This is a genomic window from Streptomyces sp. NPDC006259, assembly GCF_042870975.1.
GTDB lineage: Bacteria > Actinomycetota > Actinomycetes > Streptomycetales > Streptomycetaceae > Streptomyces.
Map to the genome: position 1 here is coordinate 73,499 of NZ_JBIAHY010000010.1, position 19,112 is coordinate 92,610.

Annotated in this window: 16 protein-coding genes; 6 read left to right on the forward strand and 10 right to left on the reverse strand. The window is 73.4% G+C overall.

The genetic code is table 11. From position 1 onward, the window contains the following. Positions 1 to 150 precede the first annotated feature (150 nt). Positions 151 to 591 (reverse strand): DUF6299 family protein, encoded by a 441-nt coding sequence (locus ACFYO5_RS33415; protein WP_356562247.1) that lies wholly within the window; start codon positions 589 to 591, stop codon positions 151 to 153. A 227-nt stretch (positions 592 to 818) separates the two neighbouring features. Between ACFYO5_RS33415 and ACFYO5_RS33420 the strand changes: the two genes are divergently transcribed. After that, a complete protein-coding gene (locus ACFYO5_RS33420; RefSeq protein ID WP_356562245.1) occupies positions 819 to 1,025 on the forward strand; it encodes a DUF5999 family protein in 207 nt (68 codons plus the stop codon). On the opposite strand, the gene ACFYO5_RS33425 is transcribed toward ACFYO5_RS33420, so the two are convergent. Together ACFYO5_RS33425 and ACFYO5_RS33430 are read right to left on the reverse strand one after the other, a co-directional pair. Further along, positions 1,026 to 1,427: a RidA family protein gene (locus tag ACFYO5_RS33425; RefSeq protein WP_388716111.1), complete on the reverse strand. Its 402-nt coding sequence runs from the start codon at positions 1,425 to 1,427 to the stop codon at positions 1,026 to 1,028. It abuts the gene before it with no gap. After that, positions 1,424 to 2,695, reverse strand: a complete 1,272-nt coding sequence (locus ACFYO5_RS33430) for an acyl-CoA dehydrogenase family protein (RefSeq protein WP_388716114.1) — start codon at positions 2,693 to 2,695, stop codon at positions 1,424 to 1,426. The genes ACFYO5_RS33425 and ACFYO5_RS33430 overlap by 4 nt, the downstream gene beginning before the upstream one ends. A gap of 156 nt (positions 2,696 to 2,851) precedes the next feature. Here ACFYO5_RS33430 and ACFYO5_RS33435 point away from each other — a divergent pair, with 156 nt between their 5' ends. Together ACFYO5_RS33435 and ACFYO5_RS33440 are read left to right on the forward strand one after the other, a co-directional pair. Beyond that, complete coding sequence (locus tag ACFYO5_RS33435) at positions 2,852 to 4,456, forward strand: AMP-binding protein (protein WP_388716117.1); 1,605 nt, start codon at positions 2,852 to 2,854, stop codon at positions 4,454 to 4,456. Between the two features lie 15 nt (positions 4,457 to 4,471). Continuing rightward, positions 4,472 to 5,296, forward strand: coding sequence for a PaaX family transcriptional regulator C-terminal domain-containing protein (locus ACFYO5_RS33440; protein WP_388716120.1), 825 nt, complete (start codon positions 4,472 to 4,474; stop codon positions 5,294 to 5,296). 6 nt (positions 5,297 to 5,302) lie between these two features. Here ACFYO5_RS33440 and ACFYO5_RS33445 read toward each other — a convergent pair whose 3' ends face one another. Both ACFYO5_RS33445 and ACFYO5_RS33450 read right to left on the reverse strand, forming a co-directional pair. After that, a complete protein-coding gene (locus ACFYO5_RS33445) occupies positions 5,303 to 7,618 on the reverse strand; it encodes a bifunctional salicylyl-CoA 5-hydroxylase/oxidoreductase (protein WP_388716123.1) in 2,316 nt (771 codons plus the stop codon). Further along, the gene (locus ACFYO5_RS33450; RefSeq protein WP_388716126.1) at positions 7,615 to 8,442 is read right to left on the reverse strand and encodes an enoyl-CoA hydratase family protein; all 828 of its coding nucleotides are present in this window, start codon (positions 8,440 to 8,442) and stop codon (positions 7,615 to 7,617) included. The genes ACFYO5_RS33445 and ACFYO5_RS33450 overlap by 4 nt, the downstream gene beginning before the upstream one ends. Before the next feature lie 317 nt (positions 8,443 to 8,759). Here ACFYO5_RS33450 and ACFYO5_RS33455 point away from each other — a divergent pair, with 317 nt between their 5' ends. Continuing rightward, positions 8,760 to 9,221 carry an ATP-binding protein gene (locus ACFYO5_RS33455; protein ID WP_388716128.1) on the forward strand — a complete coding sequence of 154 codons (462 nt, stop codon included), beginning with the start codon at positions 8,760 to 8,762 and terminating at the stop codon, positions 9,219 to 9,221. An 8-nt stretch (positions 9,222 to 9,229) separates the two neighbouring features. Here the strand turns inward: ACFYO5_RS33455 and argF are convergent, their stop codons facing one another. Together argF and ACFYO5_RS33465 are read right to left on the reverse strand one after the other, a co-directional pair. Beyond that, positions 9,230 to 10,240 carry an ornithine carbamoyltransferase gene (gene argF / locus ACFYO5_RS33460; protein ID WP_388716131.1) on the reverse strand — a complete coding sequence of 337 codons (1,011 nt, stop codon included), beginning with the start codon at positions 10,238 to 10,240 and terminating at the stop codon, positions 9,230 to 9,232. A 253-nt stretch (positions 10,241 to 10,493) separates the two neighbouring features. Then, on the reverse strand, positions 10,494 to 11,717 hold the full coding sequence (locus tag ACFYO5_RS33465) for an arginine deiminase (protein ID WP_388716137.1): 1,224 nt from the start codon (positions 11,715 to 11,717) through the stop codon (positions 10,494 to 10,496). A gap of 139 nt (positions 11,718 to 11,856) precedes the next feature. Here ACFYO5_RS33465 and ACFYO5_RS33470 point away from each other — a divergent pair, with 139 nt between their 5' ends. Together ACFYO5_RS33470 and ACFYO5_RS33475 are read left to right on the forward strand one after the other, a co-directional pair. Beyond that, positions 11,857 to 12,921 carry an SPFH domain-containing protein gene (locus ACFYO5_RS33470; protein WP_356562226.1) on the forward strand — a complete coding sequence of 355 codons (1,065 nt, stop codon included), beginning with the start codon at positions 11,857 to 11,859 and terminating at the stop codon, positions 12,919 to 12,921. Further along, positions 12,918 to 13,805: a hypothetical protein gene (locus ACFYO5_RS33475; RefSeq protein WP_388716140.1), complete on the forward strand. Its 888-nt coding sequence runs from the start codon at positions 12,918 to 12,920 to the stop codon at positions 13,803 to 13,805. The genes ACFYO5_RS33470 and ACFYO5_RS33475 overlap by 4 nt, the downstream gene beginning before the upstream one ends. A gap of 193 nt (positions 13,806 to 13,998) precedes the next feature. Here ACFYO5_RS33475 and ACFYO5_RS33480 read toward each other — a convergent pair whose 3' ends face one another. From ACFYO5_RS33480 to ACFYO5_RS33490, 3 genes are all read right to left on the reverse strand, one after another. Continuing rightward, positions 13,999 to 16,590, reverse strand: coding sequence for a polynucleotide kinase-phosphatase (locus ACFYO5_RS33480; protein WP_388716143.1), 2,592 nt, complete (start codon positions 16,588 to 16,590; stop codon positions 13,999 to 14,001). Then, positions 16,587 to 18,071, reverse strand: a complete 1,485-nt coding sequence (locus ACFYO5_RS33485; RefSeq protein ID WP_388716146.1) for a 3' terminal RNA ribose 2'-O-methyltransferase Hen1 — start codon at positions 18,069 to 18,071, stop codon at positions 16,587 to 16,589. The genes ACFYO5_RS33480 and ACFYO5_RS33485 overlap by 4 nt, the downstream gene beginning before the upstream one ends. Positions 18,072 to 18,178: 107 nt before the next feature. Then, positions 18,179 to 19,105 (reverse strand): DUF4232 domain-containing protein, encoded by a 927-nt coding sequence (locus ACFYO5_RS33490; RefSeq protein ID WP_388716149.1) that lies wholly within the window; start codon positions 19,103 to 19,105, stop codon positions 18,179 to 18,181. Positions 19,106 to 19,112: the final 7 nt, after the last annotated feature.

Below are 19,112 nucleotides of genomic sequence, written 5' to 3' on the forward strand. Positions count from 1 at the left end.
GGCGCCCGTCAGACGGCGAGCGGCGGAAGCACGACGTGCCAGTACGTATTCACCCGGCGATCCTAACGTGCGCGCCGAGGGCCCCGGCAGCCCGGCCGCCGGGGCCCTCGGCAGCGGCGACGTCAACGCACGCGACGTCGGTCCACGCTGTCAGCTCGCCGTCAGCGTCACGTCCTTCTCGGCCGCCGCGTGGAAGTGCGGCATCGGAAGGCCGCCCGCCGGGCGCAGTTCCATCACCGTGGCCTCGACGCGGGCCGCGCCGGGCTCGACCGGGTCGGATGAGGGCTTGCCCGTGTTCACCCAGCGGTGTTCGGCGCCGTCGCACACGGCACGGGTGCCGCCGATGCCGTGCCGGGTGGTCGAGGACTCCTGACCGACGGAGGAACTGACGAAGACCGGACCGGAGCTGCCGGTGCAGCGGTAGGTGCCGGTGAGGGTGACCGTGCCGTCGGCGGCGACCCGGCCGACCGGGTCGACGGTCACGGACTCGGACGGACCGGCGGTCGCGGTCGCCGCGGGGGCGGCCAGCAGGAGCAGGGCGGCACCGGCCGCCGCGGTCAGGGCGGGACTCAGGGAAGGATGGAACGACATGGAACGACCTCCTGGTAGGGGGTTCCACTGGTACCGGGAGGCCGGGGCCGGGACCGTGATCGTCACTCCTTCGGTGGCGAGTCCGCACCGTCCGTCGACGAACGGTCCGGGAGTTGTCCTGGTGCTGTCACACTCGCGGGCGGGCTCTGGCGGCGGCCCCCGCGCGGGCGCATGGTCGGTTCAACGGGGTCCACCGCCCGGTGACCCCACCGACGTGGAGGTGCGCCATGTGTACCCACCGGACTCCGAGCCCCACGGCCGACCCCGCACACGTCGTCGCCGCCCACCCCGAGCAGGGCTGGACCCTCCTGTGCGACGGCACGATCGTCTTCGACGACTCCGGCGAGCTGCTGCCCGACGGTCGCGTCGTGGCCCCGCACCGCGTCCCGGCCGAACGGCTCGCCGGCCTTCTGACCGTCGCCGTCGCCGCCTGATCAGTCCCCCAGGACGGCGAACCCGTCCAGCTCGACGAGGGCCGCCTCGTCCCACAGCCGTACGATCCCCACGACCGCCATCGCCGGGTAGTCCCGGCCCGCCAACTCCCGCCATGCCGAACCGAGTTGGCGGGCGCATGCCCGGTAGGCGGGAACGTCCGTGACGTAGACGGTGACGCGTGCCAGGTCCGCCGGGGTGCCGCCGGCCGCCGCGAGGGCGGTCAGCAGGTTGGCCAGGGCGCGGGCGAACTGGTCCGGCAGCGAGTCGCCGACCACCTTCCCGTCGGCGTCCAGCGCGGTCTGGCCGGCCAGGAACACCAGGCGTGAGCCGGTCGCCACGACCGCGTGCGAGAAGCCGGTCGGCGGGGACAGGCCCGGCGGGTTGACGCGCTCGGCGGTCATCGGACGCCCCCCGGCCCCGGCCGGCGCGGCGCGCCCTCGCCCTCGCCCGCCGCTTCCGCGGGATCGACAGCCGCGCTCCCCGCGCCGGGCCCGCCGCGCCTGCGATCCCTGCCCGCAGGATCGACGCCCGCACGGTCAACCGCCGCACGGTCCGCCTCCGCGTACAACTCCTTCGCGATGACGGCGCGTTGCACCTCGCTCGCCCCCTCGTAGATCCGTGGCGCCCGCACCTCGCGGTACAGGTGTTCCAGCAGGTGGCCGCGGCACAGGGCGCGGGCGCCGTGGAGTTGGACGGCCGTGTCGACGACGTACTGCGCGGTCTCGGTGGCGAGGAGTTTCGCCATGGCGGCGCGGCGCGGCACGTCCGGGGCGCCCGTGTCGTACGCCGTGGCGGCGGCGTGGACCATCAGGCGGGCCGCCTCCGTGCGCAGGGACATCTCGGCGACCTGGTGGGCGACCGTCTGGAGGTCCCTCAGCCTGCCGCCGAAGGCGGTTCGCCGGGTGGTGTGGGTGACGGTGGCGTCGAGGGCGGCCTGGGCCATGCCGACGGCGAAGGCGCCGACGCTGGGCCGGAAGAGGTTGAGGGTGGACATGGCCACGCGGAAGCCGCGGTCCGGTTCGCCGAGCAGGTCGGCCGTGGTGACCGGGACGGCGTCGAGGGCGAGGGTGCCGACGGGGTGCGGGGAGAGCATGTCCAGGGCGGTGCCGGTGAGGCCGGGGCGGTCGGCGGGGAGCAGGAACGCGGTGATGCCACGGGCGCCCGCTCCGGGCGTCGTACGGGCGAAGACGGTGTAGAGATCGGCTTCGGGGGCGTTGGAGATCCAGCATTTCTCGCCGGTCAGGCGCCAGCCGTCGGGGCCGTCGGGTTCCGCCGCGAGGGAGAGCGCGGCCGCGTCCGAGCCGGCCCCCGGCTCGCTGAGCGCGAACGCGGTCGCGGCGCTGCCGTCGGTGACGCGGGGCAGCCACCGCTCGCGCTGTTCGCGGGTGCCGTGCGCGTGGACGGGGTGCGCGCCGAGGCCCTGGAGGGCGAGGGCGGTCTCCGCCTCGGTGCAGGCGTGGGCGAGGGATTCGCGCATCAGGCAGAGGTCGAGGGCGCCGGAGGTGAACAGCCGGGCCAGCAGGCCGAGTCGGCCGAGTTCGAGAAGCAGGGGTCGGTTGATCCGGCCGGGTTCGCCCTGCTCCGCGAGCGGGCGCAGCCGGTCCGCGGCCAGGGCGCGCAGTTCGGCGCACCAGGCGCTCTGTTCGGGTTCGAGCGACAACGCGGGCATCGCCGCCCCTCTCCGCCGATGACCTGCTTCCGCCGGCTCCACCGTATCGCGGACCGTTGACTGTCGTCATCAACGCGATACGCTCGGTCGGCGAGCCCACCGTCACGCCCGCCACGGCGCCTTCGGGCGCCCACCAAGGCAAGGGGGCGGCCTTCCATGCATGGATCGGCCCACGTCGACACCTTCGCGCGCGACCATCTCCCGCCGCCCGGCCAGTGGCCCCGCCTCGATTTCGACCTGCCGGAACTGCGCTACCCCGAGCGGCTGAACGCCGCCGCCGAGCTGCTCGCCGGCGGCGCCCCCCGACGGCCGGTGTTCCGCACCCCCACGGGCCCGCCGTGGACGTACGGGGGCCTGCGCGCCCGCGTCGACCGGCTGGCGCACGTCCTCACCGGCGAGCTGGGCGTCGTACCGGGCAACCGGGTGCTGCTGCGCGGACCGACCACGCCCTGGCTGGCGGCCTGCTGGCTGGCGGTGCTGAAGGCGGGCGGGATCGCGGTGACCGTGCTGGCCCAGCAGCGCACGAACGAGCTGCGCACGATGTGCGCGATCGCCCGGGTGCGGCACGCCCTGTGCGACGTCCGGTCCGTGGACGACCTGGCCGAGGCGGAGGTACCGGGGCTGCGGATCGCGGTGTACGGCGGCGACGCCCCCGACGACCTGCTGCACCGGCGGGCGCCCGCCACGCCGTTCCCGGCCGTGGAGACCGCCGCCGACGACGTGGCGCTGATCGCCTTCACCTCGGGCACCACCGGCCGCCCCAAGGGGTGTCTGCACTTCCACCGGGACGTGCTGGCGATCGCCGACACCTTCTCCCGGCAGGTGCTCGCGCCGCGCGCCGACGACGTGTTCGCGGGGAGCCCTCCGCTCGGCTTCACCTTCGGTCTCGGCGGGCTGCTGGTCTTCCCGATGCGGGCCGGCGCGAGTGCCCTGCTGCTCGAACAGGCGGGCCCGCGGCAGTTGTTGCCCGCCATCGCCGAGCACCGGGTGTCGGTGCTGTTCACCGCGCCCACCGCGTACCGGGCGATGCTGGGCGACCTCGACGGGCACGACGTGTCGTCGCTGCGCCGCTGCGTCTCCGCCGGCGAGAACCTGCCCGCGGCCACCTGGCGGGCCTGGCACGAGCGGACCGGGCTGCGCCTGATCAACGGCATAGGGGCCACCGAACTGCTGCACATCTTCATCTCGGCGGCCGACGAGCGGATCCGGCCCGGCGCCACGGGCCTCCCCGTGCCGGGCTGGCACGCGCGCGTGCAGGACGAGGACGGCGAGCCGGTCCCCGACGGCCGGCCCGGATTGCTCGCCGTGCGCGGCCCGGTGGGCTGCCGCTACCTCGCCGACCCGCGGCAGCGGGAGTACGTGCGCGACGGCTGGAACGTCACCGGCGACACCTACGTCCGCGAGGAGGACGGCTACTTCAGGTACGTGGCCCGCGCCGACGACATGATCGTCTCCGCCGGGTACAACATCGCGGGCCCGGAGGTGGAGGACGCGCTGCTGCGCCATCCCGACGTCGTCGAGACGGCGGTCGTCGGGCGGCCCGACGAGGCGCGCGGACAGGTGGTGGTGGCGTTCGCCGTTCTGCGATCCGGGGCGCGGCCGGACGCGGAGGCGCTGCGGGCGTACGTCAAGGCGGAGTTGGCGCCCTACAAGTGCCCGCGGGAGATCGTCTTCCTGGACGCGCTGCCGCGCACCGCGACCGGCAAACTCCAGCGCTTCCGGCTGCGCACGACCGGCGACACCGATGGTGACCAGCCGTGATGCCGACGACCTAAGATGATCAACGTGTCCGACCAGCCCGCACCCCGGTCCCTCATCGTCACCCTCTACGGCGCGTACGGCCGTTTCGCGCCGGGCCCGGTGCCCGTCGCCGAGCTGATCCGGCTGCTCGCCGCGGTCGGCGTGGACGCGCCCTCGGTGCGCTCCTCGGTGTCCCGGTTGAAACGACGCGGTCTGCTGTTGCCCGCCCGCACCGCCCAGGGCGCCGCCGGGTACGAACTCTCGCCGGAGGCACGGCAGTTGCTGGAGGACGGCGACCGGAGGATCTACGCCACCGCGCCGCCCGAGGACGAGGGCTGGGTGCTGGCCGTGTTCTCGGTGCCGGAGGCGGAGCGGCAGAGGCGGCACGTGCTGCGCTCCCGGCTGGCCGGTCTCGGCTTCGGCACGGCCGCCCCCGGCGTGTGGATCGCCCCGGCCCGGCTGTACGAGGAGACCCGGCACACCCTGGAGCGGCTGGACCTGGACGCCTACGTCGACTTCTTCCGCGGCGGGCACCTCGGCTTCGCGCCGACCGTGGAGGCCGTCGCCCGCTGGTGGGACCTGGCGGCCATCGCCAAGGAGCACGAGGCGTTCCTCGACCGCCACGCCCGGGTGCTGCACGCCTGGGAGCGACGCGCGGACACCCCGCCGGAGGCGGCCTACCGCGACTACCTCCTCGCCCTGGACGCCTGGCGCCACCTGCCCTACACCGACCCCGGCCTGCCCGCCGGGCTGCTGCCCGGTGACTGGCCGGGCGCACGCTCGGCGGCCGTGTTCCAGGGGCTGCACGCACGGCTGCGTGACGCGGGCGCCGAGTTCACCGGCCTGCTCCCCGACGCCTGAGCCGCCTCAGCTGCCCAGCCTCAGGCGGGGCTTGGGGGCGTCCGCGCGGCCGGTGCGCGGCGGTCGGCTGCCCGCCCGGTACGGCGCGGGCCAGACGGCACCCGGCCCGTCGTAGCCCTGCTCGGCGGCGGCGTGCAGCGTCCAGTGCGGGTCGTACAGGTGCGGGCGGGCCAGGGCGCACAGGTCCGCGCGGCCGGCCAGGAGCAGCGAGTTGACGTCGTCCCAGGAGGAGATCGCGCCGACCGCGATCACCGGGACCCGCGCCTCCTGCCGGATCCGGTCCGCGAACGGCGTCTGGTACGACCGCCCGTACTGCGGCCTCTCCTCGGCGACGACCTGACCGGTGGAGACGTCGATCGCGTCGGCGCCGTGCGCGGCGAAGGCGCGGGCGATCTCCACGGCGTCCTCGGCCGTGGTCCCGCCGTCGGCCCAGTCGGTCGCGGAGATCCGTACGGTCATGGGCCGTTCCTCCGGCCACACGGCCCGTACGGCGTCGAAGACCTCCAGCGGGAACCGCAGCCGCCGCTCCAGCGAGCCGCCGTAGGCGTCGGTGCGCCGGTTGGTCAGCGGCGAGAGGAAGCCCGACAGCAGGTAGCCGTGCGCGCAGTGCAGTTCGAGCAGGTCGAACCCGGCCCGCGCGGCTCGCCAGGCCGCGGCCGCGAACCGTTCGCGCAGGTCGGTGAGGTGGGCCCGGCCCAGCTCCCGCGGCACGCGGCCGCCCGGCCGGTACGGCAGCGCGGAGGCGGCCACGAGCGGCCAGTTGCCGTCCGGCAGGGGTTCGTCCATGCCCTCCCACATCGGCCGGGTCGAGCCCTTGCGCCCGGAGTGGCCGAGCTGCACGCCGATCGCGGTGCCCGGTGCCCGCTCGTGCACGAAGTCGGTGATCCGCCGCCAGGCCTCGGCCTGCCCACCGGTGTAGAGGCCGGTGCAGCCGGGCGTGATGCGCCCCTCGGGCTCCACGCACACCATCTCCGTCATGACCAGTGCGGCCCCGCCGAGGGCGCGGCCGCCGAGATGGACGAGGTGGAGGTCGCCGGGGACTCCGTCGACCGCCGAGTACAGGTCCATCGGGGAGACGACGACCCGGTTGCGCAGGGTCAGACCGCGCAGCCGGAACGGCGTGAACATCGGTGGTGTGCCGGGTGGGCAGCCGAACTCCCGCTCCACTCCCCCGGTGAAGACCGCGTCGCGCAGCCGCAGGTTGTCGTGGGTGACGCGGCGGCTGCGGGTGAGCAGGTTGAACGCGAACCGGCGCGGCGGCTGGCCGACGTACTGGGCGAGGTTCTCGAACCACTCCAAGCTGGCGCGGGCGGCTCGCTGGGTGGAGGCGACGACCGGCTTGCGTTCCTCCTCGTAGGCGGTCAGGGCCGTGCGCAGGTCGGGGTGTTCCTCCAGGCAGGCGGTCAGCGCCAGGGCGTCCTCGACGGCGAGCTTGGTTCCGGAGCCGATGGAGAAGTGGGCGGTGTGGGCGGCGTCGCCCAGCAGCACCACGTTGCCGTGCGACCAGCGCTCGTTGACCACCGTGCGGAACGTCGTCCACGCCGAGTCGTTGGACCTGAGCCGCCGTCCGCCGAGCGCCTCCGCGAAGATCTTGGCGCAGCGTTCGATCGACTCCTGCGGGGTGACCTCGTCGAATCCGGCCGCGTGCCAGACCTCCTCGCGCATCTCGACGATGACGGTGGAGGCCGCGGGTGCGTAGGGGTAGCCGTGCAGTTGCATCACACCGTGCTCGGTCTCGGCGATCTCGAAGCGGAAGGCGTCGAAGGCGAAGTCGGCGGCGAGCCAGATGTAGCGGCAGCGGTGGGCGGTGAGCCGGGGGCGGAACACGTGGGCGCGGGCCTCGCGGGTGGTGCTGTGCACGCCGTCGGCGGCGACGACCAGGTCGTACGTCTCGGCGAGGTCTTCCACGGGCGGCGCCTCGGTGTGCGGGCGCAGGTCCACGCCGAGGGCGTGGCAGCGGGTGTGCAGGATCTCCAGAAGGCGTTTTCTGCCCAGGGCGGCGAAGCCGTGGCCTCCGGCGGTGTGGCGGGTGTTCCGGTGGACGATGTCGATGTCGTCCCAGCGGACGAAGCTCCGCTGGAGGGCCTCGTGGACGACGGGGTCGGCGTGTTCTATGCCGCCGAGGGTTTCGTCGGAGAGGACCACGCCGAAGCCGAAGGTGTGCTCCGGGGTGGTGCGTTCCCAGAGGGTGACCTGGCGGTCGGGGGCGCGGCGTTTCAGGAGGGCCGCGGTGTAGAGACCGCCGGGGCCGCCGCCGATGATCGCGATGCGCGGGAGGTGCGTCCCCGGGGTCGGCCTCCCCGCGTCGGCCGCCCTGGTCACCGGCCCCTCCACTTCGGGGGGCGCTTCTGCGTGAACGCCGCGTGGAACTCCCGGTAGTCCTCGCCGTTCATCAGGAGCGCCTGGGTCGCCGCGTCCAGTTCCACCGCCGCCGCCAGGGGCATGTCGAGTTCGGCCGTGAGGAGGGCCTTCGTCCGGGCGTACGCCAGCGCCGGCCCGTCGGCGAGGCGGCGGGCCAGGCGGTGGGCCGCCTCGTCGGCGTGGGCCTCCTCCGTCAGTTCGCTGATGAGGCCGATCCGCTCCGCCTCGGCGGCGCGGACCGGCTCGCCGAGCATGAGCAGGCGGGTGGCGTGGCCGAGGCCGATGACGCGGGGCAGGAGGTAGGCGGCGCCCATGTCGCCGCCGGAGAGGCCGACGCGGGTGAAGAGGAACGCGAAGCGGGCGCTGGTGTCGGCGACGCGGAAGTCCGCGGCCAGCGCCAGCACCGCGCCCGCTCCGGCGGCCACCCCGTGCACGGCCGCGATCACCGGGAACGGGCACTCCCGCAGGGCCCGGACGACCTGGCCGGTCATCCGGTTGAAGTCGAGGAGCTGGGCGGTGTCCAGGGCGAGGGTCGCCCCGATGATCTCCTCGACGTCTCCGCCGGAGCAGAAACCGCGGCCCTCGCCGGCCAGCACCAGGGCGCGCACGGACCGTTCCCTGGACAGCTCGGCGAGCAGGTCGCGGAGGTCGGCGTAGGCGCCGAAGGTGAGCGCGTTGAGTTTCTCGGGGCGGGCGAGGGTGACGGTGGCGACGCCGTCGGTGCGGGTGACGCGCAGATGGTGCCAGTCGGAGGTGCGGGCGGCGGAGCCGGTGAAGGGACTCATGAGGGCGGCCTCTCGGCGAGCGGTCACCCCGAAGTTATCACTCGTACGTGACTGTCGTCAGGAGTGCGCGATAAGCGGAACGGGTATGCGAACGGTGTCACCGCGTGACCGGTCCGCGTCACACACGTCACCGGTCGTCGATAACGCGGTAACAACGGGATCAGGGGTGCGCGCGGGACCGTTGTGACGGGTAAGCCGCCCGGTGACGGGACGGACGGTCCCGTACGGCGGCCGGTCTGGGCCCCTGGCGGAGGCCGCCGTACCATTCCTCGAGTTGAGAGCAGGACCACCTGATGTCGCACACAGGAACCTGCGCCATGAATGGACTCGCCTTGCACGAACGCCCGTCCCCAGCAGCCTCCTGGCGCATCGCGCTGCCGCACTCCGCAGCGGCCGTGCCGGTGGCCCGCGCCCTGGTCCGCACGGCGCTGGCGGAGCTGGAGCACGGGGCGGACAGCGACACGGCGGAGCTGCTGACCGCCGAGCTGGTCGCGAACGCCGTGGAGCACACGGCCGGGGACGAACCGATAGAGCTGGTGGTGCAGCTGCTGCCGACCGGCTGCCAGGTCGAGGTGCACGACCCCGACCCGGTGCCGCCGGGCGACCTGACCCGCCCGGCCGCCGGCCAGGAGCCCGACCCGTGGCAGGAGCACGGGCGGGGGCTGCTGCTGATCCGGGCGCTCAGCTCGTCCTGCGGCCACCGGCCGACGGAGACCGGCAAGGCGGTGTGGTTCCGGCTGGCCGCGGTGCCGCCGCAGGGGCGCCCGCGTCCGGCGTGAGCCGAGCCCTATCGGGCCAGCGTCGCCACCAGGACGGCCTTGATGGTGTGCAGCCGGTTCTCGGCCTCGTCGAAGACGAGGGAGTGCGCGGACTCGAAGACCTCGTCGGTCACCTCCAGCGAGTCCAGGCCGTGCCGGGCGTGGATCTCGCGGCCGACCTCGGTGCCGAGGTCGTGGAAGGCGGGCAGGCAGTGGAGGAACCCGACGTCCGGGTTGCCGGTGGCGCGCAGCACGTCCATGGTCACGGCGTACGGGGCGAGGGCCTCGATCCGCTCGTCCCAGACCTCCTTGGGCTCCCCCATCGAGACCCACACGTCGGTGGCGACGAAGTCGGCGCCGCGCACGCCCTCGGCCGGTGACTCGGTGAGGGTGACGCGCGCGCCGCTGGTCCCGGCCAGCTCGTGCGCGCGCTCGACGATCTCCTGGGCGGGCCAGTAGGCCTTGGGGGCGACGATTCGCACGTCCATGCCGAGCAGGGCGCCGGTGACCAGGTAGGAGTTGCCCATGTTGAAACGGGCGTCACCGAGGTAGGCGAAGGCGATCTCGTGCAGCGGCCTGGCGCTGTGCTCGGTCATGGTGAGCACGTCGGCGAGCATCTGGGTGGGGTGCCAGTCGTCGGTGAGGCCGTTGTAGACGGGCACACCGGCGTGCGCGGCCAGTTCCTCGACCTTGTCCTGGCTGTCGCCGCGGTACTGGATGGCGTCGTACATCCGGCCGAGCACGCGCGCGGTGTCCTTCACGGACTCCTTGTGGCCGATCTGGGAGCCGCTCGGGTCGAGGTACGTCGTCGAGGCGCCCTGGTCGGCGGCGGCGACCTCGAACGCGCAGCGGGTGCGCGTGGAGGTCTTCTCGAAGATCAGCGCGATGTTCCTGCCACCGAGGTGCCGCGTCTCGGCCCCGGCCTTCTTGGCGGCCTTCAGCTCGGCGGCCAGCTCGACCAGCCCGCGGAACTCCTCCCGCGTGAGATCCAGCTCCTTGAGGAGGTGGCGGCCGGCGAGGGCGGTCGGGACTGTCGCCATGGGGCGCTCCAGAGGTGCGGTGAACAGGTTCGGTGACGAGTTCAGTGGCAGGTCTATTGACAGGTTCGGTGAAGGATCCAGTGACGAGTGGCCAAGGATCCTTGGAAGTCTATACGATCATTGACATTTATATACGGTCGGTGCGTGTCGGGCGCACGGCCCTGCCCCGCACCCCCTCACAGACCTGCCCCGCACCCCTCACGGACCTGCCCCACTCCCCCTCACGGGCCGCACCGGCCTCCCCGACCGTGGGCTACGCCGGCCCCCGTTCCACCGGACAGCTCATGCAGCGCGGCCCGCCCCTTCCGCGGCCCAGCTCACTGCCGGGGATCTCGATGACCTCGATGCCCTGCTTGCGCAGATGGGTGTTGGTGGTGACGTTGCGTTCGTAGGCGACGACGACGCCCGGCTCGACGGCCAGGACGTTGCAGCCGTCGTCCCACTGCTCGCGTTCGGCGGCGTGCACGTCCTGGGTGGCGGTCAGGACACGGATCTCGCTGAGGCCGAGAGCGGCGGCGATCGCGCGGTGCATGTGCTCCGGCGGGTGGTCGGTGACCTTCAGCTCCTTCTCGCCGACGCCCGGCTCGATCGTGTAGGAGCGGAGCATGCCGAGGCCCGCGTACTGGGTGAAGGTGTCGCCGTCGACCATCGTCATCACGGTGTCGAGGTGCATGAAGGCACGCCGCTTCGGCATGTCGAGGGCGACGATCGTGGTGGCCGAGCCCGCCGCGAACAGCTTGTGGGCGAGCATCTCGACGGCCTGGGGGGTGGTGCGCTCGCTCATGCCGATGAGGACGGCGCCGTTGCCGATGACGAGGACGTCCCCGCCCTCGATGGTGGAGGGGTAGTCGGCCTGGCCCTCCGACCACACGTGGAACGTTTCCGCCCGGAAGAGGGGGTGATGGCGGTAGATCGCCTCGAAGTGCACGGTCTCGCGCTGCCGGGCCGGCCAGCGCATCGCGTTGATGGAGACGCCGTCGTAGATCCAGGCGGAGGTGTCGCGGGTGAACAGGTGGTTGGGGAGGGGGCCGAGGAGGAAGTCGTCGAGTTCCATGGCATGGAAGCGCACGGAGGTCGGCTCCGGGTGCGCGTCGAGGAACTCCCTCTTGGTCATGCCGCCGACGAGGACCTCCGCCAGTTCGGGCGCGGGCAGGTTCTCGAAGGCGGCGCGGAGGTGGTCGGTGGCGAGCACCCCGTACTCCTTCTCGTCGAAGACCCGGTCCAGGACGAGCGCTCGGGCCACCGGGATCTCCAGGGCCTCGGTGAGCAGATCGCCGAACAGGTGGACGGCGACGCCGCGGTCACGCAGGACGTCCGCGAAGCCGTCGTGCTCGGCGCGCGCCCGGCGCACCCAGAGCACGTCGTCGAAGAGGAGGGCGTCCTTGTTGCTGGGGGTGAGCCTTTTCAGCTCGAGATCCGGCCGGTGCAGGATGACGCGGCGCAGCCGCCCGGCCTCGGAGTCGACATGGAATCCCATGCCTTCATCCTGACCACCGCGACCCGCCTTCACCCACTGCCGGCCCGATTCCGCCCACGCTTGTTCTCGTCCCCTTGACGACAAGCGGCACTTCCATTTATCGTCGCACTGACGAAAACGAGCGAACGAGGGGACCCCCGTGGCCGACATCACCCGACGCCTGGGCTGGCGCCATCTGCGGGGCGCCCCGACCGCGCACATCCGCCACCACCGCTCCGGCACGCTGGTCCACGACGGTCCCGGACTCAGCTTCTGGTTCCGCTCACTGACCGCCGCACTCTCCGAAGTCCCGGTGGACGACCGCGAGTTGGCCATGACCTTCCATGCCCGTACGGCCGACTTCCAGGACGTGGCCGTACAGGCGACCGTGACCTACCGGGTCAGCGACCCGGCGCTGGCCGCCGCCCGCCTCGACTTCTCGGTCGACCCGGACACCGGGGCCTGGCGCGGCGCCCCCCTGGAGCAGCTCGGCACCCTGCTGACCGAGACGGCCCAGCAGCACGCGCTGGCCGTCCTCGCCCGTACGCCGCTGTCGGCGGCGCTCGTCGACGGGGTGACGTCGGTGCGTGAGCGGGTCGCGGCCGGACTCTCGGCGGAGCCCCGGCTGCCCGCCACCGGCATCGAGATCGTCGCCGTACGCGTGGTGGCGCTGCGGCCGGAGCCGGAGGTGGAGCGGGCCCTGCGCACCCCGGCGCGCGAGCAGATCCAGCAGGAGGCGGACCGGGCGACGTACGAACGGCGGGCGGTGGCCGTCGAGCGGGAACGGACGATCGCCGAGAACGAACTCGCGAGTCAGATCGAACTCGCCCGCCGCGAAGAGCAGTTGGTCGACCAGCGCGGTACCAACGCCCGCCGCGAGGCGGAGGAGAACGCGGCCGCCGACAAGGTGCGCGCCGAGGCGGAGGCGGCCCGGCTGGTCCGGCTGGCGGAGGCGGAGGCGACCCGCGCCGTGACCCTCGGCGACGCGGAGGCGACCCGGTCGGTACGCCTCGCCCGCGCGGAGGCGGAGGCCGCCCGCGAGGTGGGCGAGGCGCGGGCACAGGCCCAGGCGGCCTGGCTCCGGGTGCACGCGGACGTCGACGTGGCGACCCTGCACGCCCTCACCGGCACCCGGCTCGCGGAGAACCTGCCGCACATCGACAGTCTGACCGTCTCACCGGACGTGCTGACAGGGCTGCTGGCCAAGCTGGGAGTCCGGGAGTGAGTCTCGCCCCGCGCGCCGTGCTGGTCCACCGCACCACGGAGTACGAGGAGTTGGTCGCCCGGCACGGCACGCACGGCCAGGCCGCCTTCTTCCTCTCCTCGCGGGGACGGGACATCGGGGAGATCGCCGACCGCCACCGACGCACCCGGCGGGCGCTCGCCGAGGTCACGGCGGCCATTCCCCTCACCTGGCGTCAGACGCGGGTGGAGCGACGGGACCTGGACCGTTTCCTGTTCGCGCCCGAGGACGTGGTGGTGGTCGTCGGACAGGACGGACTGGTGGCCAACGTCGCCAAGTACCTGTCGGGGCAGCCGGTGGTGGGCATCGACACGGACCCCGGCCGCAATCCGGGCGTCCTGGTCCGCCACCGGCCCGCGGACACGGGGGCGCTGCTGAGCGCCACGGACGCCGTGGAGGAACTGACCATGGTGGAGGCCGTCGCCGACGACACCCAACGGCTGGTGGCCCTGAACGAGATCTATCTCGGCGCGGCCGGCCACCAGACCGCCCGCTACCGCCTGGGCCTCGACGGCGACGGGGGTGTCGCCGAGGCCCAGGCCTCCTCCGGCGTGCTGGTCGGCACCGGCACGGGAGCCACCGGCTGGATCCGCTCGGTGTGGCAGGAGCGGGGCGGGGGCCTGCGGCTGCCGGGGCCCACCGAGGAGCGGCTCCTGTGGTACGTCCGGGAGGCCTGGCCCTCCCCGGCGACCGGGACGACCCTCGTCGCGGGCGATCTCCGGGCCGGCGGCCGCCTCGCCCTCACCGTCGAGTCCGAACGGCTCATCGCCTTCGGCGACGGCATCGAGAGCGACGCGGTGGAACTGACATGGGGACAGCGGGTGACGGTGGGGGTGTGCGGGGAGCGGCTGCGGCTGGTGGGCTGAGCCCACGACTTCCCCGCCACGGCCCGGACTTCCCCGAAACGGCCCAGGCTTCCCCGCCACGGCCCACGGGCGGGCCGAGCCCCGCGGCCCAGGCTTCCCCGCCACACCCCACGGGTGGGCCGAGCCCCGCTCCCCTCGCCCACGCCCCCGTCACCCCCTGCCGCCCGGGCCGCCCGCCCGCGCTTCGCGGGCCTCACAGCCTCGGGTCCACCGGCTCCGATTCCAGGGCCAGTACGCCGAACACCGCCTCGTGCACGCGCCACAGGGGCTCGCCCTCCGCCAGCCGGTCCAGGGCCTCCAGGCCGAGGGCGTACTCGCGGATCGCCAGCGAGCGCTTGTGGTTGAGGGAGCGCTGCCGCAGCCGGGCGAGGTTGTCGGGGCGGGTGTACTCCGGGCCGTAGATGATCCGCAGGTACTCGCGTCCCCGGCACTTGACGCCCGGCTGGACCAGGCGCCCGCCCTCCTCCGACCGCACCAGCGCGCCCAGCGGCTTGACGACCATGCCCTCGCCGCCGCGGCCGGTCATCTCCAGCCACCAGTCGACGCCGGCCCGTACCGACTCGGGGTCGGCCGTGTCGACGTACAACCTCCGGGTCGTCTGCAACAGGCCGGCGCTGTCGTGCTTCACCAGCCGGTCCAGCAGGGCCAGTTGGCCGTCGTGAGGCAGGGCCGCCAGGCTGCGGCCCTGGACGGCGAGGAGCTGGAACGGGGCCAGGCGCACACCCTCCAGACCGTCCGTGCTCCAGCAGTAACGGCGGTACGCCTCGGTGAACGCGGCCGCGTCCGAGGCGCGGTCGCGCTGCCGGGACAGCAGGTCCCCCACGTCGACCCCGCGTGCGGCCGCGCCCTCCAGGGCGGCCAGGGCGCCCGGGAAGACCGCGCCGGACGCGGCGCCGACAGCCGCGTACTGCGAGCGCAGCAGCCCGGCCGCCTTCAGCGACCACGGCATCAGCTCCGCGTCCAACAACAGCCAGTCCGTGTCGAGTTCGTCCCAGAGGCCGGCCTCGCCGACCGCCGTACGGAGCCGGTCGAGGATCTGCTCGGTGACGGCCCCGTCGTCGAAGAAGGGACGGCCGGTGCGGGTGTAGAGCGAGCCGGTCGGACCTTCCCCGACCCCGGCCGCGCTCGATGGGAAGGTGCCACCGACCCCGAACCGCCTCCGGGCCGTCTCCGCGTCCCGGCAGACCAGGGCCACCGCCCGCGAGCCCATGTGCTTCTCCTCGCACACCACGCGCGCGACACCGTCCTCGGCGTACTGCGCGAACGCCTCCGCCGGGTGCTCCAGGAAGCCCTCGACACGGCTGGTCGCCGTCGGCGCCATGGTGAGCGGCAGGTACGGCAGCAGGCGCGGGTCGACGGCGAAGCGGCTCATGACCTCCAGGGCCGCCGCCGCGTTCTCCTCCCGCACGGACACCCGTCCCGCGTGCCGGGTCTCGACCACCCGTCGGCCGTGCACGTCCTTCAGGTCCAGCGGCCGCCCGTCGTGCCCGCCCGGCGCCTCCGCCCGCAGCGGCTTCACCGGCTCGTACCAGACCCGCTCGGCCGGTACGTCGACCAGTTCCCGCTCCGGCCAGCGCAGCGCGGTCAGCTTGCCGCCGAACACGGCGCCGGTGTCCAGGCAGATCGTGTTGTTGAGCCAGCTCGCCTCCGGGACCGGGGTGTGGCCGTAGACGACGGCGGCCCGGCCCCGGTAGTCCTCGGCCCACGGGTAGCGCACCGGCAGGCCGAACTCGTCGGTCTCGCCGGTGGTGTCGCCGTACAGGGCGTGCGAGCGGACCCGGCCCGAGGTGCGGCCGTGGTACTTCTCCGGCAGACCCGCGTGGCAGACCACCAGCTTGCCGCCGTCGAGGACGTAGTGGCTGACCAGGCCGTCGAGGAACTCCCGTACCTCGGCGCGGAACTCCTCGCTCTCGCGCTCCATCTGCTCGATGGTCTCGGCGAGTCCGTGGGTGGGCTGGACCTTGCGGCCGCGCAGAAAGCGGCCGTACTTGTTCTCGTGGTTGCCGGGCACGCACAGCGCGTTGCCCGACTTGACCATCGCCATCACGCGGCGCAGCACGCCGGGGCTGTCGGGGCCGCGGTCGACGAGGTCGCCGACGAAGACGGCCCGGCGGCCCTTCGGGTGGACGCCGTCGACGTATCCCAGCTTGCCGAGCAGGGACTCCAGTTCGGCGGCGCAGCCGTGGATGTCGCCGACGATGTCGAAGGGACCGGTGAGGTGGGTCAGGTCGTTGAAGCGCTTCTCGGTGACGACCGTGGCGTTCTCGACGTCCGCCGCGCCCCGCAGGACGTGCACCTTGCGGAAGCCCTCGCGCTCCAGGTGCCGCAGCGAGCGGCGCAGTTCGCGGGTGTGCCGCTGGATGACCCGGCGGGGCATGTCGGCGCGGTCGGAGCGGTTCGCGTTGCGCTCGGCGCACACCTCCTCCGGCACGTCGAGCACGATGGCGATCGGCAGCACGTCGTACTGCCGGGCCAGGTCGATCAGCTGCCGTCGGGAGTCCTGCTGCACGCTGGTCGCGTCGACGACCGTGCGCCGGCCCGCCGCGAGGCGCTTGCCCGCGATGTAGTGCAGGACGTCGAAGGCGTCCCGCGAGGCGCTCTGGTCGTTCTCGTCGTCGGCGACCAGACCGCGGCAGAAGTCGGAGGAGAGGATCTCGGTGGGCTTGAAGTGCCGCCGGGCGAAGGTGGACTTGCCCGACCCGGAAGCGCCGATCAGCACGACGAGGGAGAGGTCGGTGACGGGCAGGACGCGGCCCTGCCCGGAAGTTGCCTGAGCGTCGGTCATGCCGTCCTCGACTTCTTCTCGTTCGTGGTGCTCGGTGTGGCCGCGCCCATGGAGAAGACGGCCATCTGGGTCGGGGGCCCGACCTCGGGGTCGTCCGGTCCCACGGACACGAACCGCACGTCGTAGCCGTGCCGTTCCGCCACCTCGCCGGCCCAGGCGCGGAACTCCGCGCGGGTCCACTCGAAGCGGTGGTCACCGTGGCGGACGTGCCCGGCCGGGAGGGTCTCCCAGCGGACGTTGTACTCGACGTTGGGGGTGGTCACCAGGACCGTGCGGGGGCGGGCCGAGCCGAACACCGCGTACTCCAGGGCGGGCAGCCGCGGCAGGTCGAGGTGCTCGATCACCTCGCTGAGCACGGCCGCGTCATAGCCCTTGAGGCGGGCGTCGGTGTAGGCGAGCGAACCCTGGAGCAGCCGGACGCGGGAGGCCTGCCGCTCGCCCATCCGGTCCAGCTTGAGCCGCCGGGAGGCGATGGTGAGCGCGCGCATCGACACGTCGACGCCGACGATCTCGGTGAACCGCGGGTCCTTCAACAGGGTCTGCACCAACTGGCCCTGGCCGCAGCCGAGGTCGAGCACGCGGGCGGCTCCGGACTCGGCCAGCGCGGCCACGATCGCGTCGCGGCGCCGCACGGCGAGCGGGGTCGGCTTCTCCTCGGCCTCGGCCTCCGCCTCGACCGCGTTGTCGATCTCCTCGACCTCGCTGTCGTCGGTCTCGGCGAGCCGCACCAGCTCCAGCCGCTCCATCGCCTGCCGGGTCAGCGACCAGCGGCGCGACAGGAACCGGCTGGTGATCAGCTTCTGCTCGGGGTGGCCGGGCAGCCAGCCCGCACCGGCGCGCAGCAACTTGTCGACCTCGTCCGGAGAGACCCAGTAGTGCTTGGCGTCGTCGAGGACGGGCAGCAGGACGTACAGGTGCCGCAGGGCCTCGGCGAGTGTCAGCGCCTCGGACTCCAGCACGAGACGCACGTACCGCGAGTCGCCCCAGTCCGGGAACCGCGCGTCCAGCGCGACCGGTTCGGCGACCACCGTCCAGCCGAGCGGCTCGAACAGGCGCCGTACGAGGTCGGGGCCGCCGCGGGCGGGCAGCGCGGGCACCTCGACGCGCAAGGGGCGGGGTCGGGGCGGCAGTTCGGGCTTGGCCGCGCACACGCCTCGCATGGCGCTGGAGAAGACGCCGCCGAGTGCGACGGCGAGCAGCGAGGAGGCTGCGTACGGGCGGTCGTTGACGTACTGCGCGAGCGCCGCGTCGGGTGCGCCACCGCGTCCCTTGCCCTTTCCCCGGCGGACGAGCGCCACGGCATCCACCTCCAGCAGGAGCGCCGCCGTGCAGCGTTCGGCGTCCGCCTCGGGGTAGAGGACGTGCGCCGTGCCGTAGGAGGTCGAGAACGCCTGGGCTTTGCCGGGATGCTTGTGCAGCAGGAAGCCCAGATCGGTGGCGGGGCGTTCGGGGGTGCCGGTGGTGGTGATCGTCAGGAACACGGTGGGTGCCTCGAAAGGGTTCGGAAGGAGCGAAAGCGCTGGTGGTGCGCCCGCGCGCGCCTCCAACGTACAGAGAACGGTGTCCGGGCACCCGGAATTTTCGCGCTCTACCGCGGCGCCCGCCGCCACGGGCGGACGCCGAGTTCTCCGGTGGTGCCGAGGTCCAGTCCGGGCGTCACCATGACCGGGTCGGCGCCCGCCTGGGCCCGGACCCGGACGTACGGGACGGTCACCGGCGTACCGGATGCGGTGGTGTTGCGCCACACGAGAGTGGCGATCGCGGTCTCGCCCGGCTTCAGGGTGACGGGCTCGGGCGCCTCGTCGGGCCCGGCGCCGGTGGTGATCCCGCCGCTGCCCTTGAGGATCCGGACGCCGTCGACCGGCTCACGGTTGTCGTCCAGCAGTTCCAGCAGCGGGTAGCCGTTCACCAAGTGGTCGCGCGATCCGCAGTTCTCCAGACGCAGACCGACCGCGCGCAGGCCCATCGCCGCGTCGCCCTCGTCGGCGAAGACCCGGATCCCGGAGGACGGACAGTCGCCGGCCTCGGCAGGTGCCTCGTCCGCGGGCACCCTGGTGACGTCGGCGATCTCGGCGCGCGTCACCGACGACGATCCCGGCGCCACGACCCCCGGGCCGACGGTGCCGCGGACGCTCCTCCCCGCCCCGACCGCGCGCACGGTCTCACGCGTGTTGCCCATCACCCGACCCGCGGCATCGGTGAAGTCGACGAGGATCGTGTACGTCATCGCCTCGGTGCCCCGGTTGGTGACCTCGTACGCGGCGGAGATGCCGGAGTCGCCGGGCAGCCGGTCGGCGGTGACCGAGTGGCCGCGCCCGGGAGAGGGGGAGGGCGACGAGAGGGTCACCGAGGTGATCCTGACCCCGTCGATGCCCGGGTCGGTCATCTGGGTGCCGGACGTCGGCGTGACCGCGCCGGGACCGCCGTCGCGGGTGTCGGCGCGTTCCGTGCCGCACGCCGAGAGCAGCAGGACGGCGGCGAGGGCGGTAGGCAGGAGGGAGGCGGGTCCGCGCATCCGGTCA

What these genes read in the sequence shown, in the direction of transcription:
- ACFYO5_RS33415 (WP_356562247.1), bottom strand. Translation starts at nt 591, where the DNA reads ATGTCGTTCCATCCTTCCCTGAGTCCCGCCCTGACCGCGGCGGCCGGT.
- ACFYO5_RS33420 (WP_356562245.1), top strand. Translation starts at nt 819, where the DNA reads ATGTGTACCCACCGGACTCCGAGCCCCACGGCCGACCCCGCACACGTC.
- ACFYO5_RS33425 (WP_388716111.1), bottom strand. Translation starts at nt 1,427, where the DNA reads ATGACCGCCGAGCGCGTCAACCCGCCGGGCCTGTCCCCGCCGACCGGC.
- ACFYO5_RS33430 (WP_388716114.1), bottom strand. Translation starts at nt 2,695, where the DNA reads ATGCCCGCGTTGTCGCTCGAACCCGAACAGAGCGCCTGGTGCGCCGAA.
- ACFYO5_RS33435 (WP_388716117.1), top strand. Translation starts at nt 2,852, where the DNA reads ATGCATGGATCGGCCCACGTCGACACCTTCGCGCGCGACCATCTCCCG.
- ACFYO5_RS33440 (WP_388716120.1), top strand. Translation starts at nt 4,472, where the DNA reads ATGATCAACGTGTCCGACCAGCCCGCACCCCGGTCCCTCATCGTCACC.
- ACFYO5_RS33450 (WP_388716126.1), bottom strand. Translation starts at nt 8,442, where the DNA reads ATGAGTCCCTTCACCGGCTCCGCCGCCCGCACCTCCGACTGGCACCAT.
- ACFYO5_RS33455 (WP_388716128.1), top strand. Translation starts at nt 8,760, where the DNA reads ATGAATGGACTCGCCTTGCACGAACGCCCGTCCCCAGCAGCCTCCTGG.
- argF (WP_388716131.1), bottom strand. Translation starts at nt 10,240, where the DNA reads ATGGCGACAGTCCCGACCGCCCTCGCCGGCCGCCACCTCCTCAAGGAG.
- ACFYO5_RS33465 (WP_388716137.1), bottom strand. Translation starts at nt 11,717, where the DNA reads ATGGGATTCCATGTCGACTCCGAGGCCGGGCGGCTGCGCCGCGTCATC.
- ACFYO5_RS33480 (WP_388716143.1), bottom strand. Translation starts at nt 16,590, where the DNA reads ATGACCGACGCTCAGGCAACTTCCGGGCAGGGCCGCGTCCTGCCCGTC.
- ACFYO5_RS33490 (WP_388716149.1), bottom strand. Translation starts at nt 19,105, where the DNA reads ATGCGCGGACCCGCCTCCCTCCTGCCTACCGCCCTCGCCGCCGTCCTG.